Source organism: Legionella pneumophila subsp. fraseri (genome assembly GCF_000586315.1).
Taxonomy (GTDB): Bacteria; Pseudomonadota; Gammaproteobacteria; order Legionellales; family Legionellaceae; genus Legionella; species Legionella pneumophila_B.
The window spans coordinates 1454-17157 of record NZ_KK074221.1; the positions used below are offsets into that span (position 1 = coordinate 1454).

Below are 15704 nucleotides of genomic sequence, written 5' to 3' on the forward strand. Positions count from 1 at the left end.
TTTGCCAGGACCTAAAGGCGACAGAGGAGAGGCAGGGCCGCAGGGATTACCCGGGCCGAAAGGAGACAGAGGAGAGGCAGGACCTCAGGGTCTGCCAGGACCCAAGGGAGACAGAGGAGAGGCAGGATCTCAGGGTTTGCCAGGACCTAAAGGCGAAGCCGGAGATAATGGTCAAGGAGTACCTACTGGAGGCGAAACTGGTCAAGTCCTTGCCAAATCAAATGACCTTGATTTCAACACGATGTGGGTTGATCCGGCAAATTCTGGTATTAAACGGCAATTAGGCGATAAAATTCTTGGCGGTACAGTGATTTATGTCAATGCATTGGGAACCCATGGACTTATAGTGGCAAACTCAGATCAGGATAATTCAAGCACATGGTGGGATGCTCAAGATTCCATAACAAATCCTGCCCACTTTGATAATGAAGGCAAGTTGTATTCTGACTGGAGATTACCTACTCGCTTTGAATTGAATTTAATTTATATGATGCGTAATGAGTTGGGAAATTTTTTAGAGGGTAATTACTGGAGTTCAATTGAAAAATCATCGGCAAACAGCTGGGTATTTAATTTTAAAACAGGGGAAATTAAAGATATTGCCAAAAATAAAACGGCCGCTGTCCGCGCTGTAAGAGCCTTTTAGAGTGACAAAACACAAGCGTTGATCAAGGATGAAAATACTCATAAATTCGTTTTGCCAAGGACTCGCTGATTCCCTGGACTTTACAAATTTCTTCCAGTGGCGCTTTAGCCAACTCTCGCAACCCGCCAAAACGCTGCAGCAACGCTTGACGTCGTTTCGCACCAACACCCTCTATACTTTCAAGAGTGGATTCAACACGTGTCTTTTGTCTTTTCTTCCGATGGGCAGTAATAGCAAAACGATGCGCTTCATCACGAATATGTTGTAAAAGATGAAGCGCTTTGGAGTCCTCTGGCAAAACAAATTCTCTGTTTTCATTAACCAGTATCAATTTCTCCCATCCCGCCTTTCGTGAAGGCCCCTTGGATACACCCAATAAAGTAATATCTTCCACACCCAGAGAGGTTAAAACTCGTTTTACAATAGAAACCTGGCCTTTACCTCCATCAATAATCAAAACATCTGGCAATAATTGAGCATCAATCAGTCTTTTAAATCGGCGAGTAACTGCCTGCTCCATTGCTGCGTAATCATCTCCTGGAGTAATACCCTCAATGTTAAATCGCCTGTATTCACTGGGGCTAGGGCCTTCTGTATCAAATACAACACAAGATGCGACAGTTGCTTCACCTTGAGTATGGCTAATATCAAAACACTCCATTCGCTCTATATTTTTATCAAGCGCAAGCAATTGCTTTAATGCCTGATATCTTGATTTTATCGTAGAGTGTTTGCTGACATATTCTGCTACTGAAATTCGTAAATTGTTCACTGCAAAATCCATCCATCTCGATTTGATTCCTCTTGGATTGACTTGAATCTTACAGGATTTGCCTCGTCGCTGGGACAAAATATATTCTAATGAACGACTCTCTGTTATCGATTGATTAGTAATTATTAAATCCGGAATTCTTTCTGATGTATCCAAATAATAAAAACCAACAAAGGCTTCAAAAGTCTGCTGCCAAAGTGAATTGGCATCCAATTCTTCATCTAATACTGCATAAGGCACTGTAGGGAAAAAGCTTTGACTATTCAGTACTTGTCCTTCACGAATAGTCACACACTGAATACATGCGAAACCAGGACGTACTTCTATTGCGATCACATCAGCATCACCACGTAACTGGACAACTCCTTGTTGTTCTTGAATTAAGCGCAAATTTTTTATCTGATCACGCAAAACAGCAGCTTCTTCGAAATTTAATTGACTTACCGCTTTTTTCATTCGTTCGGCAAGTTCATCAAGAATTATTTGGCACTTCCCCTGTAAAAATCTTATGGCATCCTCTACAGACAATTTGTAGTGTTCAGGAGAAATATAATGAACGCAAGGCGCAGTACAACGTTTTATTTGATATTGCAAACAAGGGCGAGAACGAGCTTTAAAATAGCTGTCTCTGCAATTGCGAATTTTAAATATTTTTTGAATGGTGACTATCGTTTCTCTTACAGCAGCTACACCAGGATAGGGACCAAAAAAATTACCGGAGGGAGGCTTCTTTTTACTTCGGTATAGTTCAATTCTTGGAAAGTCTGGATGATTTGATAGATGGATATAAGGATAAGATTTGTCATCGCGCAACAAAACATTATACTTAGGCCTCAACGCTTTAATTAAATTACTCTCTAATAATAAGGCCTCCGTTTCTGATCTTGTCACAGAAATTTCTATGGATTTAATTTGGCTTACCAGAGAGCGTGTCTTAACTCCTGTATTTTGTTTACTAAAATAGCTATTGACTCTTTTTTTAAGATTGGCCGCTTTCCCCACATACAGAACGGTACCCTCTTCGTCCAACATGCGGTATATGCCCGGATCATTGGGGAGTTTAGTTAAAAATAAAGCGAGTTCAGCGGGAAGCTGTGAGTCATTCATGAAATTAACATCTAATCATCTTGTGATAAATCACTGGGGTGCTCAATAATGCGGTGCTTCATAGCCAAATAAGTAAGCTCCACATCATTTTTAATTCCCAATTTTTCAAACATCCTGTATCGATAACCATTGATGGTTTTACTACTTAAAAATAATCTATCAGCAATGTCTTGTACATTCATGCCGCTTGTAATCATCAACATGACTTGCATTTCTCTTTCAGACAATAAATCAAAGGGGGAATCCTGAGACTCCTGGAGGCTATTAATTGCCATCTTTTGTGCAATCTCGGCACTAAGATATTTCTCACCTTTAGCCACTTTACGAATTGCAGCGGCCATTTCCTCAGCCCCTGATTCTTTAGTAAGATATCCCATCGCACCTAATTGCAATACTCAAGTGGGAAGAGGATCTGAACAAATGGCTGTAACGGCTATGACTTTAATATTTGGGTTGGTTTTTTTTAAACGACGTGTCACTTCCCACCCATCTATCCCAGGCATTTTCATGTCTAATAATACGACATCAGGGGAGTGGGTTTTCACATAGGCTAAAGCCTGCTCACCGCTTTCAGCATCTGCAACTACATCAACATCCGACATATCTTCAAGCAATCGTCGAATGCCCATTCTAACCAATGCATGGTCATCAACAATTAATACTTTAATCAAATAATGCTCCTTGACCAACCAGTCAATGAACAAACTGTGTTGGTCGATGTTAACAAGACTCGATAATCATTACAATACATAGTCACTCTAATCCACAATTCCCGCTATCTTACAAAATAATAAATTAACAAGCCCTTATATGGATATTTGGATTATCCGGATCCACATCAAAATACGGTGGAAATTCACCTAATTCCCGAGCCCGATCCATGAATTTACCCATATCAGAAAGCACAAAATCATATAAGTTTTGATAACTGTCAATAACGAAATAAACAGGCTGTAACCGGTCAATCCGATAAGGCATTCGAAAAGCCACCACTGGATCAAATAAAATTCGAACAGGAATATCACTTTCCACACAATATACCGTTTCACTAATAGAAGATAAAATCCCCCCGCCATATGCTCTAAGCCCTTTAGGGGTTTTAATCAATCCAAACTCAACAGTAAACCAAAACATCCTTTGCAATAAAGCCCAATCCTGCTCAGGAAAAGTTAACACCTTACGTGCATAATCATGAACAAATTCGGCATAGACTCTATCGGTTAACATAGGACAATGACCAAAAAGCTCATGAAAAATATCAGGTTCTTGAACATAATCCAACTCGTCTTCACTTCGAATAAAAGTCGCCGCAGGAAAATATTTTTCTGCTAATAATTCAAAAAATTCCCGAGCTGAAATTAAAGCAGCAACTGGCGCTACTTGCCATCCTGTTTTGGCTTTTAATCGTTCACTTACTTCGGGCAGTTGTGGAATAGTCCAGGAATTAAGCCCTAGAGTCTGTAATCCAGACAGAAATTCATCACAAGCTCTACCTGGCAACAATTTGAGTTGTCTCTCAAATAAAATATTCCAAATTCTATTCTCTTGTGCCGAATAATCGACTAAACCCCGAGCATCAGGGACATGTGCGACATACCGGCTACTAAACTCCATAATCTCTCCTTCACTCATCTCATTCAAAAATCAATCACTCAGGATAATAATGTTTATTTTCATTTAAGGTTAACTTATAAAGTCAACGAGAATTTTTACCTAAAAGTTGCTTTATTTTGAGTATACATCCTAATCAAGACACTTTTTTAGATTGGCTTTATTTATTAATGATAACTAAACCCTCTAACTTGTTTTAGTAATTACCTAACAGTAAACTAAATGTCAACATGATAACCGTCATCTTTTTTGAGATGCCCTCTATATTTGACGAACAATGGAAAGCAATGATCAACTTTCTGATGTAGCAAAAGCTACCTACTGGTGTTTGTGAGGTAACTGGGGCGTCATAAAACGATAGCTTAATCTGTTAAGCCTTATATTAATTATTACTTATTTTACAGATTCTGCTATAGATTTATTACAGAAATTACACATGGAATACATAAAATGACAATAGCTATCCTGGCTACAGGAGATGAAATAATACATGGTGATACTCTAAATACCAATACGCATTATATTGCTCATGCCCTTTGCTCCGAAGGATTACCACTCGGATTGCAAATGGCCTGTAGCGATAAGGAAAATGAGATTATAGATAGCCTGAATTTCCTGACAGAACACCATGATATTCTTATTTTAATTGGTGGACTTGGCCCCACGAAGGATGATATTACTCGCTTTGCTTTGGCTAAATTTACCAAAGAACCTCTTGTTCAACATGCTGAAGCCCTGGATCACATAGAAGAGAAAGCAAACATAGCCAAAATATCACTGAATCAAGGCAACTTGCAGCAATGCCTCTTCCCAGCCAATGCAAGACTTTTCCCTAACCCTTATGGCACAGCCATGGGATGTTCTTACACATGGAAAGGTAAAGTTTTTATTCTATTGCCTGGACCTCCACGAGAATGCCTTCCAATGTTTAATCAGGATGTACTGCCTTTATTATTGCAAACTTCCAGGCATAGCAATAAACAAATTCTGCGATGGCGAATTTTCGGTTTGGCTGAAAGTGAAATTGCTCAAACCCTTGAAGATGCCTTGGTAGGTCTGGACTGTCAGACTGGATACCGATTGGAAACACCTTATCTGGAGTTTAAGGTTCGCTGCAAAAATGAATTGATTGAAAAGATCAAATCAATAATAGATCCCATTTTAGCCCCACACATTATCTCATCACTCGAGGACAAAGCGTCTGATCAATTGAGAGCACTGATCTTAAAGAATAATGAACCAATAACTATTATTGATGAGGTTACAGGAGGATTATTACAATCGATATTAGTAAGACCAGAAAACTATCATTTATTAAATTTCCATAATCTTAATAGAACCAGATTATACTTTCATTGCAGTGGATTAGAAGACTATTGGTCACAACAACCACCTCAAGGCACTAGCAAATTAATCATTCACTACAGCAATCAAATACAAGAGGGCCGAGAAACACATCAGATTCCCTATCGAAGCGCTATGGTAGTGTATTATGCGGCTGAGTGGTTAAGCTTCAGACTCTTTCATCTCATCAATCAATTGCATTAAGGCGTAACAAAGTTCTTGTGTTCCCTTGCCTTCTATGGCGGAAATAGCAAATACTTTGTCTTTCCACTCCAAACCTTTTATTATGGACTGAATTTTTTCTTCTCTTTCCTTTTCATCAGGTAACATATCTATTTTGTTTAAAACTAACCATCTGGGTTTGTTGAGCAGATCTGGATTATATTGAGTTAATTCATTAAGAACGGCTTTCGCATCAGCTACGGGATCACTCCCATCCAAAGGTGCAATATCAATAACATGCAGCAGGATACAGGTACGTGAAAGATGTTTTAAAAACCGATGTCCCAATCCTGCCCCTTGAGCAGCGCCTTCTATCAGGCCTGGGATATCTGCCATGACAAAGCTCTTATAAGGAGAAACACGGACAACCCCTAAACCTGGATGTAGCGTTGTAAAAGGATAGTCAGCCACTTTGGCTTTTGAACTTGAGACAGCTCTTATTAAAGTAGATTTTCCTGCATTAGGAAGCCCTAACAATCCTACATCGGCCAAAACTCGAAGTTCCAAGCGCAAATTTCTGGACTCACCCGGACTTCCTGGGGTTGTTTGTCTTGGTGATCGATTCACACTGCTTTTATAGCGAGTATTACCCAAACCATGAAAACCTCCCTGGGCAATCAGTATGGCAATACCGGGTTGACTGATATCAGCCAGTAATTCACCGGTATCAGCATCATAAACCATAGTACCGACTGGCACTTTGATGATTAAATCATCTCCTTTTTTCCCAGTGCAATTTCCACCCATTCCTGGTTGTCCATTCTCTGCTTTGTATTGACGAGTATAACGAAAATCAATCAAGGTATTTAAATCGCTGCTCGCTTCAAAATAAATACTGCCTCCATCGCCTCCATCACCTCCGTCGGGACCACCACGGGGAATAAATTTTTCTCTCCTGAAGCTTAAGCAACCATTACCTCCCTTACCGGCCTCTACTTTAATAAGTGCTTCATCAACGAATTTCATGCCTAACCTTTGACTAAAATAGAACTTACGCACAAAACTCCAAAATCGAGGCAAAAAATATTTTAAATAAGGAATTTTAGAATAAACCAAGTGACCACATTAAAAACATTTTTTAACAAAGAGATTGGGATTTTGTACAAGTCTGTAAAAAAAAACCCCGTTACCGGGGTTAAACAAAACGAATTATGATGCCATTGGATAATAGCATTGTTACAGCTTAACTCGCAGCTTCTTCACGTTGCTCCGGTAATATAGTGACATACTTGCGATTTTTTTCACCCTTGGTAGTAAACTGCACCAAACCTTCTACCAGTGCATACAAAGTATGATCTCGACCACAACCAACACCAGGTCCAGGATGAAAACGCGTGCCACGCTGCCTTACAATAATTTCACCAGCATTTACAAATTGACCACCAAAACGTTTCACACCGAGGTACTTTGGATTCGAGTCGCGGCCATTCCGAGTACTACCACCTGCTTTCTTATGAGCCATTGCTATCTCCTCTTATTTACCTATCGCAGTGATTTTAACTTGCGAATAATACTGTCTATGCCCCATTTGTTTCATATGGTGCTTACGTCGACGAAATTTAATAATCTTGACTTTTTTGTGACGGCCATGATCTAACACTTCGGCCTTTACAGTTGCTTTAGCAACAAAAGGTGTGCCACAAGTCACCTTGTCACCATCCACCAACATTAATACTTCCGAAAATTTTATTTCGTTGCCAACATTTTCAGGCAGCATTTCAATTTTTAAAACGTCACCTTCTTTCACGGTATATTGCTTACCGCCAGTTTTAATTACCGCATACATAACTATTCTCCAATTCGCCTGATTGGCTATCACAATTCCAACAAAGTGCCATATTCTATGAAATTATGACTATTACTTCAAGTTCATTTTAAAATATTGTATACTTCACCACCCTTTACTGATTGACTTAGTGTTTTTGAGGCTTTCGAGTAAATTTTAATCTGGTCGCGGATTAATTAGGAGCTATCGTTATTTTCATTAGCACCTAGAGGGAACCCTTAAATTTTTGGAGTTTTTATAATGTCAACTATTCAACTAGAAGCACAATCAAGAACGGATATGGGGAAAGGTGCGAGCCGCCGCCTACGTCGTCTTGAAAATAAAGTTCCTGCTGTCATATATGGTGGAAGCAAAAAACCTATGGCCATCCATTTTAGCCATAATAAAGTGATTAAAGCATTGGAAACAGAAAGCATTTATTCCAGCGTTTTTGACATCACAGTAGACGGTAAAGTAGAGCATGTCATTCTGAAAGCCTTGCAACGGCATCCCTACAAACCAATTGTGTTACATATGGATTTACAACGTGTTTCCAGTAAAGACATTCTGGTTAAATTGGTACCTATTCACTTCATAAATGAAGAACAATCTCCAGGAATTAAAGCTGGCGGTATTGTTCAACATACCATGACTCAAGTCGAAATACGTTGCCAGGCAAAAGATCTGCCTGAATTCATTGAAGTAGATATGTCAAAGGTAGGTATGGACGATGTGGTTCACTTATCGGATTTAAAACTTCCCAAGGGTGTTCAGCTGACAGTGGATGTGACTGATGGCAGTCATGATGCCCCTGTAGTGAGTATACACGCCGCTAAAGTCAGTTCAACCGAACTGGAAGAAACACCTGAAGTTCCAGCATCAGCTGTACCAACTACAGAACAAGGGGAAAGTGCTGAATAAGTACTTCTCTTTATATTGTTTATGCAAATATTCGGAACTCAATCCAGGATATTTGCATAAAATCCAGTGCTAGAATATTCAACACGAACCTGCTTAATTCAATTTTTGATAGAAAATCTATGGCCATTAAACTTATTGTCGGTTTACGCAATCCCGGATCGGCTTATGAACAAACCAGACATAACGCAGGTGCCTGGTTGGTCACTGCGTTGGCTCAAAGACATAATTCGCATTTTAAGATTGACAAAAAGATGCAGGCTGAATTAACTGAAATTGATATTAACAGCCATCCATGCCGACTGGTGCTTCCATTAACTTTTATGAATCATAGTGGCCAAACAACAAGAATAATCAGTCAATTTTATAAGATTGAACCAAGTGAAATATTAATTGTTCATGATGAATTGGATTTACCTGTTGGACGAATCAAATTAAAAACAGGTGGTGGCCATGGTGGGCATAATGGTTTGAGAGACATAACGACTCAATTGGGAACAGGCGAGTTTCATCGATTGCGTATAGGGATAGGTCATCCCGGACATAAAGATTTAGTCCATCAATACGTACTTAGCAGACCTTCTATGCACGACAGGCAACAAATTTATGATGCAATAGACAGAGGTATAGCGATAATACCTATGGTATTGTCTGGGGATATGGCCCGAGCAATGAATCAAGTAAACGCTTAACAGAATGAGGTATGACTCATGGGATTTAAATGTGGAATAGTAGGATTGCCAAATGTAGGGAAATCGACTCTTTTTAATGCATTGACCAAGGCTGGAATAGAGGCAGCCAATTACCCATTTTGCACCATTGAACCCAATGTAGGTATCGTCACCGTCCCCGATTCAAGACTGGATACTTTAAGCGACATAGTCAAACCCCAGCAGGTAATTCATGCCACCATGCAATTTGTTGACATTGCAGGATTGGTTAAAGGAGCATCCAGTGGAGAGGGCTTGGGAAATCAGTTTTTGGCCAATATTAGAGAAACAGATGCCATTGCTCACGTCGTTCGTTGCTTTGACAACTCCGATGTTGTTCACGTCGAAGGGCGAGTTGACCCCTTAAGTGACATAGAAGTGATAAATACAGAATTGGCATTAGCGGATATGGAAACATTGGAAAAATCGCTTTTAAAAGTAGGGAAAAACAGCAAAAGTGGAAATAAAGAAGCCATTTTTGAATTAAAAACTCTGGAAAAAATTAAAGCGCATCTTGATGCCGGATATCCTGTAAGAACACTTGAACTTGCCCCTGAAGAAGAGCAGATAAGCAAACGCCTTTTTCTTTTAACGGCCAAACCAGTACTTTACATAGCCAATGTTGACGATAACGGCTATCAGAATAACCCGCTCCTGGATAAAGTTCAGGCTCTGGCTTCCCAGGAAAATGCCAGCATAGTAGCCCTTTGTGCAGCAACAGAAGCCGAGCTGGTTGAGCTGGATGAAGAAGACAGACAAGAGTTTATGGTTGATTTGGGGCTTAGTGAACCTGGATTAAATAAAGTGATCCGTGCCGGGTATGAATTGCTGGGATTGCAAACCTATTTCACCGCGGGAGTGAAAGAAGTAAGAGCCTGGACCATACGCAAAGGGGCGACAGCACCTCAGGCTGCAGGAGTAATTCATACTGATTTTGAGAAAGGATTTATCCGCGCGGAAGTGATTTCTTACGATGATTTTATTCGCTTTGGCGGAGAACAAGGTGCTAAAGAAGCTGGAAAATTGCGGCTTGAAGGCAAGGAATATATTGTCTGTGACGGAGATGTCATGCATTTTCGCTTTAATGTCTGAACAATTAGCGTGAAGTAACTATTGATTTATCAAGAATTGGACTAAGGAGACTCTATCATCTGCTTCTCCATCATAGAGAGATTTGACTAAGTCATTGAAATCAGAAATTGAGATGATTGGCAATCACAAGGAAGTGCAGTTCTTCTTACCCTTGCGCATACAATAGCTATTGTTGTATTTGCAACAGCCCCTCCTGAATTCCTTATTCTTTCCATGAGTCATGCCCTGACCAACACGAGATTGAACACAAAAAGGCCTGGATGAACAAAAATCACCTCTTATTTAATCTATAATTGAATTAATAATAGAAATTAGTCCTATCATTTACCGACTGAGAGTATTGAGGTAGTTGATGTCATTATTAAAGAAAACAAAAGATCGGGATTACTCAATCCTGGTGACAACTCAAGACCAGCAAAGAAAGCGCCATTTACTTAGTGTTATTTCCATAGAGCTTTTGATTTTGGGTATTTTGCTGATAATAACAAACCTCTGCCTTCTAAGAACCTGGCTTATAGTCAGTATGTTAATCGTGGGCATTCTCATCCTACTTGGAAATTTAATCTTAATCAAAAAGAACTTCAATCTGGCCTTGAGTGGGCACATTTTGAATATTCTTGTGTTGTCTATCATCATTGGAGGCAATCTCATCGTTGGAAAAACTACCATGTCTTACCTGGGATGGTTCTATGTTTCTCCTATTATTGCTTTTGCTACCCTTGGATTAGCCGGATTAGTCGTTTATGGCCTGCTGGCGATTGGGGCAATGTTTCTTTTTGTATTCGAATTCTACATCCCCATCTATTCCATTTCTCAAGAGTATGTATTTTTTCTGGACAACACCAATCACCTGTTTATTTTTGCTCTTATTTTTACTGTCCTTTATCATTTTCTCATTCAAAACTCACAATATGAATTGCTGTTAAAAGAGCAAAATTATTTACTGATCGCCGATAAAGAAAAGTTTCATTACCTTTCACATCACGATTCATTAACCAACTTACCCAACCGCTCCTACTTTCATGCTCATCTTCAGACCCTCTTGGAGAATACTAACACTAAAAAGGAAGCCATTACTCTTTATTTTATGGATTTGGATAAATTCAAACCCATCAATGACGAATACGGTCATGAGTTCGGTGATCACCTTTTACTTTTAACCAGCAAACGTTTGCAATCCTGCTTTAGGAAAAATGATTTTATAGCCCGGTTGGGAGGAGATGAATTTACCGCGATTATCGTTCATAAGCCCCATGATCAAATTGCTGACGCCCTAACCCTTAGAGTTGAACAGGAATTTAAACAACCTTTTCTCATCAATGGCCAGACAATTCATTGCAGTATAAGTGTTGGGATGGCCAATTACCCGCAGAACGCAAAAAATGCTGAAGACTTGTTAAAATGCGCTGATAAGGCAATGTATGACAATAAAAAGAAAAAATACCAACCGCTTAAACAAACTACTTAGTCAAATTTCCTAGAGTATTATCCAGTTTTCATTATACCATTCTCAGGATTCAACAATCTCAGGGTAAAACCATAATTTGATTATATAATGCAAAATTTGAGTCATTCCCGCACAAGCAGGAATCCATTGCTGTAGCAAACTCTGTTGTATCTTACAGAATAGCGCACCCATGAGGGAATGACAAAAATGTGCTCAAATTTATAGAGTATTACCGCTCATAATCAACTAAAATTGGTACGATCTTGCCCTGTCAGCAATCTGACATTGACTTGACAATTAACTTTTACAACTTTAGCATTCATTGATTAAATATCTGAGGGTAAATGAATGACTATTGACCGTATACGAGCGCTGGTTAGTGATGATTTTAACGCGGTTAATAATTTAATTATTGATAAAATTCAATCTCAAATTGATTTAATTCATGACTTGTCACAACATATCGTTGAAAGTGGCGGCAAACGTTTACGCCCTTTGGTTGTCCTGTTAGCAAGCAATGCTTGTGGATACAAGGGAAAGGATCACATTTCACTTGCTGCCATGGTTGAGTTTTTCCATACTGCTACCTTGTTGCATGATGATGTGATTGACGAATCTACTTTAAGAAGAGGACGACAAACCGCGAATAGCATTTGGGGCAGTAAAGCCAGTGTGTTAGTTGGTGATTACCTCTTTACTCAATCCGTACAATTAATGGTAGAAGTCGGTATCACAGAAATTCTCAATCTACTAGCTGATACTTCACACCAAATTACCTGTGGTGAAGTCAAACAACTGGCCAATCGCCACAATCCTGCCCTTAATCTTGATGACTACTTTGATGTCATAAGAGCCAAAACAGCACTCTTATTTGCTGCTGCAGCCTGCATAGGTCCTATACTCACTAATGCACCTGTTGAAGTTCAAAATAGTTTATACACTTACGGTTTACACTTGGGAAATGCCTTTCAATTAATTGATGATGCCTTGGATTATTGCTCAGATGCTGCCACTTTAGGCAAAAACATTGGTGACGATTTAGCCGATGGGAAAGCCACTTTACCACTAATTCATGCATTACAACATGGAAATGCAACGCAACAACAACAAATAAAAGAAAGTTTAATGAAAGGTAGTCTAAGTTACCTGCCTGAGATTTTAATTGCTATTGAGCAAACCAAAGCCATACCGTTTACAAAACAAATTGCTGCCCAAGAGGTGGACTTGGCACTGTCTGCCCTGGAAATACTGCCTGATTCTGTTTATAAAGAGGCTTTAGTTGATCTGGCCAAATTTGCCTTGGAAAGAAATTATTAAGCTGAAAATAGCATCGATTCTAATAATTACACAACCGATTGATAATAATCCGGGGGGGTGCGGCATTTAAAGCAGGCCGTTTTGCAATTAGCCCCTCCTTGACACTTCCTTATTGCACCTTTCCTAACCCATAAATCCAGCATAGGTTGCAATGCGGTCAGATCCAAATGAAATGCCCTGCTCAATTGTTGCGTGCTGACAACCCCTTCTCGATAGATAAAATCACGTATTTGCAGCAGCATTTTGCTTCTCCATATTCAATTCGCTGAAACGAAATACAGCTAAAACAAAAAGCAGGCTCAGTGACATAGCAAAAATCCAGGCCATACTCTGTTGAGGATGCTCCAGGAATTTAGCGCCTTGATAAAAAACAACAGAACTGGCATACGCCACGACAAATGACCAAATAATGGAAGTCCACATAAACCGCCTATTCGCCTCTTGGCGAATCACTGCCATAGTCGAAACACAAGGGATATAAAGCAAAACAAAAAGCAAATAAGCATAGGCTCCTACGGCTCCATCAAAACGTTGCGACATAATCCCATAGACGGATTGGGATAACTCACTATCAGCCGCGCTGGCGGAAACAGGATTCCACAATGCCGAGCCTAATTCTGATAAATTGGCGGGAATAGACCAAAAAGCGTCTTTGATACCACCCCAAAAATCAAAATGAGCAGCGGCAATTTCTCCCAAATGACCTACTTGAGCATACAATGAGTTTAAGGTACCAACCACCACCTCTTTAGCTAGCATGCCAGTTAATAAACCGACCGTCGCAGGCCAGTTGTCTTGATGAATCCCCATTGGGGCAAAGAGTGGAGTAATCCACTGACCTATTATTGATAATAAAGAATCCGTATTGGCTTCTCCGGAGCTAACTCCTCCTCCTAAAGTAATTGCATTTAATCCTCCCAGAATCACACAAATGGGAATAATAAGCTTACCCGCACGAAAAACAAAAAATCGTAATCGCAAGGAGGTTTCTCTAAGCAATCTTCTAAGTGAGGGCCTATGATATGCGGGTAACTCCAAAATCAATGGGGATGCGTGCCCCTTCAACGTGGTTTTTCGTAAAATAAATCCGGTAAATACGGCCATTAAAATACCAATTAAATACAACGAAAAAACAACATTATGTCCGCCAGAGGGAAAAAATGCCGCGACAAATACTGTATAAATAGCCAATCGAGCACTGCAAGACATAAATGGACTCATCATCACAGTTAATAATCGATCGCGCTCCGAATCCAGGGTTCGTGCGGCCATAATGGCAGGAACATTACATCCAAAACCTACAATCATGGGTACAAATGATTTTCCGGGCAAGCCCATAGCTCGCATCGCTTTGTCCACGACAAAAGCAGCCCTGGCCATATAGCCAGAAGTTTCCAATAAGGACATAAAGAAAAACATAGCGGCAATGACAGGAATGAAAGTAATAGTGGTATTAATTCCCTTGCCTACCCCACTGGCTACAAGCGCAATTACCCAATTTGGTGCATGGAGTTGTTGCAACAACCAACCACTACCCTGAACAAAGATCGTCTCTGTGCTAATGTCAAAAAAGTCCTGAAATGCTCCCCCAATGTTAATAGCAAACAAAAACATCAAATACATCATCGCAAAAAAGATAGGCAAAGCTAAAAAACGATGTAAAACAAGCTTATCCAGTTTCGCAGTGAAATGCTCGCTGGCATCACTACTCTTTTTTTGAACCAAGGTGACAATTTCATGAATTTTTTGATAGCGGGCGTCCGCCAATAACACATCAAGATTTTGATCTGTTTCTTTAAGCTTTATAAGATTCTCGGTAAGAGTTTTATCTCCTGTCAAAGTATCTCCTTCTGCAATCCTGCGAGAGAAATAATAGGCAAGCGAATTGTTATACCCTTCTGAGAGCAAACGATTTTCCAGGTCATCCAAAGCATGTTGCGCAACAACAGATAAAGAAAGTTTTAAAGGTTTGCTCTGTTGGGAGCAATGAAGCAATGATTGCTGAAGTGCCAGAATACCAATGTTTTTATGGGCCTGAATTGGAATAACAGCACACCCTAACAAATCCTTGAGTTTCTTTATATCAATAGAAATACCCCGTTGCTCGGCAATATCCATCATGTTAAGCGCTACAATAACGGGCTTACCTAACTCAAACAGTTGGCTGGTTAAATACAAATGTCTTTCAAGATGACAAGCATCTATAACATTAATGATACAATCGTATTCCAAATCAACAACAGACTGGGCAGCAATTTGCTCATCCTGGCTTATTCCTTCAGCATTCGCAACCAGCGAATAGACGCCTGGCAAATCAGTGATTTCAATCAAATGTTCGCCAAATAAAAATTCACCTGTTTTTTTCTCAACAGTTACTCCGGGCCAGTTACCTACTCGTTGATTGGCATTGGTCAAAGCATTGAATAAGGTGGTTTTACCACAATTGGGATTTCCTATTAATAGAGCATGAGTCATAGGTGCTCCAACACTAATTGACTCGCTTCGTCTTTACGCAAAGTTAAAAATGTTCCTCTTACTTCAATTTCTACAGGACACCCTAATGGAGCCATTCTTACTACAGAAAACTCAACTCCACAAGTTATACCCAAGGATAAAAGCCTGCGTCGATACTGCGTATCAGTCGTACCAAAACTGATCAATCGCACTTTATCCCCTTGTTTTAATTCACTAATCTGCATAATATGTAAGCAATAAGGTAATTCATTTAATTAATTTTAACACAAACGATATCG

Annotated in this window: 15 protein-coding genes and 1 pseudogene; 7 read left to right on the top strand and 9 right to left on the bottom strand. The window is 39.7% G+C overall.

What is annotated here, in order from left to right:
* The coding region (locus CC34_RS1000000117480) for an Lcl C-terminal domain-containing protein (RefSeq protein ID WP_134921750.1) at nucleotides 1–646 on the top strand (646 nt) is incomplete at its 5' end.
* Between the two features lie 22 nt (nucleotides 647–668).
* Here CC34_RS1000000117480 and uvrC read toward each other — a convergent pair.
* The 3 genes and pseudogenes from uvrC to phhA all read right to left on the bottom strand — a co-directional run bounded on the left by uvrC (nucleotide 669) and on the right by phhA (nucleotide 4139).
* Nucleotides 669–2525: an excinuclease ABC subunit UvrC gene (uvrC, locus tag CC34_RS0110185; protein ID WP_027229076.1), complete on the bottom strand. Its 1857-nt coding sequence runs from the start codon at nucleotides 2523–2525 to the stop codon at nucleotides 669–671.
* Nucleotides 2526–2536: 11 nt separating this feature from the next.
* Nucleotides 2537–3196 (bottom strand): annotated as a pseudogene (letA, locus tag CC34_RS01000000116465) (two-component system response regulator LetA).
* Between the two features lie 124 nt (nucleotides 3197–3320).
* On the bottom strand, nucleotides 3321–4139 hold the full coding sequence (phhA, locus tag CC34_RS0110195; protein WP_027229074.1) for a phenylalanine 4-monooxygenase: 819 nt from the start codon (nucleotides 4137–4139) through the stop codon (nucleotides 3321–3323).
* A gap of 447 nt (nucleotides 4140–4586) precedes the next feature.
* Between phhA and CC34_RS0110200 the strand changes: the two genes are divergently transcribed.
* On the top strand, nucleotides 4587–5684 hold the full coding sequence (locus CC34_RS0110200; protein ID WP_027229073.1) for a competence/damage-inducible protein A: 1098 nt from the start codon (nucleotides 4587–4589) through the stop codon (nucleotides 5682–5684).
* Here the strand turns inward: CC34_RS0110200 and cgtA are convergent.
* The 3 genes from cgtA to rplU form a co-directional block, all read right to left on the bottom strand.
* Complete coding sequence (cgtA, locus tag CC34_RS0110205; RefSeq protein WP_027229072.1) at nucleotides 5643–6668, bottom strand: Obg family GTPase CgtA; 1026 nt, start codon at nucleotides 6666–6668, stop codon at nucleotides 5643–5645. The two genes, CC34_RS0110200 and cgtA, sit on opposite strands and share 42 nt — an antisense overlap.
* A gap of 217 nt (nucleotides 6669–6885) precedes the next feature.
* Nucleotides 6886–7164: a 50S ribosomal protein L27 gene (gene rpmA, locus CC34_RS0110210; RefSeq protein ID WP_010948350.1), complete on the bottom strand. Its 279-nt coding sequence runs from the start codon at nucleotides 7162–7164 to the stop codon at nucleotides 6886–6888.
* Nucleotides 7165–7176: 12 nt separating this feature from the next.
* Nucleotides 7177–7488, bottom strand: coding sequence for a 50S ribosomal protein L21 (rplU, locus tag CC34_RS0110215; protein WP_010948351.1), 312 nt, complete (start codon nucleotides 7486–7488; stop codon nucleotides 7177–7179).
* Between the two features lie 240 nt (nucleotides 7489–7728).
* On the opposite strand from rplU, the gene CC34_RS0110220 reads away from it, so the two are divergent.
* The 5 genes from CC34_RS0110220 to CC34_RS0110240 all read left to right on the top strand — a co-directional run bounded on the left by CC34_RS0110220 (nucleotide 7729) and on the right by CC34_RS0110240 (nucleotide 12951).
* Nucleotides 7729–8388: a 50S ribosomal protein L25/general stress protein Ctc gene (locus tag CC34_RS0110220; protein WP_027222799.1), complete on the top strand. Its 660-nt coding sequence runs from the start codon at nucleotides 7729–7731 to the stop codon at nucleotides 8386–8388.
* A gap of 119 nt (nucleotides 8389–8507) precedes the next feature.
* Complete coding sequence (gene pth, locus CC34_RS0110225) at nucleotides 8508–9077, top strand: aminoacyl-tRNA hydrolase (protein WP_027229071.1); 570 nt, start codon at nucleotides 8508–8510, stop codon at nucleotides 9075–9077.
* A gap of 18 nt (nucleotides 9078–9095) precedes the next feature.
* On the top strand, nucleotides 9096–10187 hold the full coding sequence (gene ychF / locus CC34_RS0110230; protein WP_027229070.1) for a redox-regulated ATPase YchF: 1092 nt from the start codon (nucleotides 9096–9098) through the stop codon (nucleotides 10185–10187).
* A 352-nt stretch (nucleotides 10188–10539) separates the two neighbouring features.
* Nucleotides 10540–11655: a GGDEF domain-containing protein gene (locus CC34_RS0110235; protein WP_028378978.1), complete on the top strand. Its 1116-nt coding sequence runs from the start codon at nucleotides 10540–10542 to the stop codon at nucleotides 11653–11655.
* Between the two features lie 327 nt (nucleotides 11656–11982).
* Nucleotides 11983–12951, top strand: a complete 969-nt coding sequence (locus CC34_RS0110240) for a polyprenyl synthetase family protein (protein ID WP_027229068.1) — start codon at nucleotides 11983–11985, stop codon at nucleotides 12949–12951.
* A gap of 26 nt (nucleotides 12952–12977) precedes the next feature.
* Here CC34_RS0110240 and CC34_RS0110245 read toward each other — a convergent pair whose 3' ends face one another.
* From CC34_RS0110245 to feoA, 3 genes are read right to left on the bottom strand one after another with little or no spacing between them, the layout of a single operon-like run.
* Nucleotides 12978–13193, bottom strand: coding sequence for a FeoC-like transcriptional regulator (locus CC34_RS0110245; protein ID WP_028378977.1), 216 nt, complete (start codon nucleotides 13191–13193; stop codon nucleotides 12978–12980).
* The gene (gene feoB / locus CC34_RS0110250; protein WP_028378976.1) at nucleotides 13174–15426 is read right to left on the bottom strand and encodes a Fe(2+) transporter permease subunit FeoB; all 2253 of its coding nucleotides are present in this window, start codon (nucleotides 15424–15426) and stop codon (nucleotides 13174–13176) included. The genes CC34_RS0110245 and feoB overlap by 20 nt, the downstream gene beginning before the upstream one ends.
* Nucleotides 15423–15650, bottom strand: coding sequence for a ferrous iron transporter FeoA (feoA, locus tag CC34_RS0110255; RefSeq protein WP_028378975.1), 228 nt, complete (start codon nucleotides 15648–15650; stop codon nucleotides 15423–15425). The genes feoB and feoA overlap by 4 nt, the downstream gene beginning before the upstream one ends.
* Between the last annotated feature and the right edge of the window lie 54 nt (nucleotides 15651–15704).

Excerpts from the sequence above, each read along its gene's own strand:
- uvrC (WP_027229076.1), bottom strand. The coding sequence starts at position 2,525 with ATGAATGACTCACAGCTTCCCGCTGAACTCGCTTTATTTTTAACTAAA.
- phhA (WP_027229074.1), bottom strand. The coding sequence starts at position 4,139 with ATGGAGTTTAGTAGCCGGTATGTCGCACATGTCCCTGATGCTCGGGGT.
- CC34_RS0110200 (WP_027229073.1), top strand. The coding sequence starts at position 4,587 with ATGACAATAGCTATCCTGGCTACAGGAGATGAAATAATACATGGTGAT.
- cgtA (WP_027229072.1), bottom strand. The coding sequence starts at position 6,668 with ATGAAATTCGTTGATGAAGCACTTATTAAAGTAGAGGCCGGTAAGGGA.
- rpmA (WP_010948350.1), bottom strand. The coding sequence starts at position 7,164 with ATGGCTCATAAGAAAGCAGGTGGTAGTACTCGGAATGGCCGCGACTCG.
- rplU (WP_010948351.1), bottom strand. The coding sequence starts at position 7,488 with ATGTATGCGGTAATTAAAACTGGCGGTAAGCAATATACCGTGAAAGAA.
- CC34_RS0110220 (WP_027222799.1), top strand. The coding sequence starts at position 7,729 with ATGTCAACTATTCAACTAGAAGCACAATCAAGAACGGATATGGGGAAA.
- pth (WP_027229071.1), top strand. The coding sequence starts at position 8,508 with ATGGCCATTAAACTTATTGTCGGTTTACGCAATCCCGGATCGGCTTAT.
- ychF (WP_027229070.1), top strand. The coding sequence starts at position 9,096 with ATGGGATTTAAATGTGGAATAGTAGGATTGCCAAATGTAGGGAAATCG.
- CC34_RS0110235 (WP_028378978.1), top strand. The coding sequence starts at position 10,540 with ATGTCATTATTAAAGAAAACAAAAGATCGGGATTACTCAATCCTGGTG.
- CC34_RS0110240 (WP_027229068.1), top strand. The coding sequence starts at position 11,983 with ATGACTATTGACCGTATACGAGCGCTGGTTAGTGATGATTTTAACGCG.
- CC34_RS0110245 (WP_028378977.1), bottom strand. The coding sequence starts at position 13,193 with ATGCTGCTGCAAATACGTGATTTTATCTATCGAGAAGGGGTTGTCAGC.
- feoB (WP_028378976.1), bottom strand. The coding sequence starts at position 15,426 with ATGACTCATGCTCTATTAATAGGAAATCCCAATTGTGGTAAAACCACC.
- feoA (WP_028378975.1), bottom strand. The coding sequence starts at position 15,650 with ATGCAGATTAGTGAATTAAAACAAGGGGATAAAGTGCGATTGATCAGT.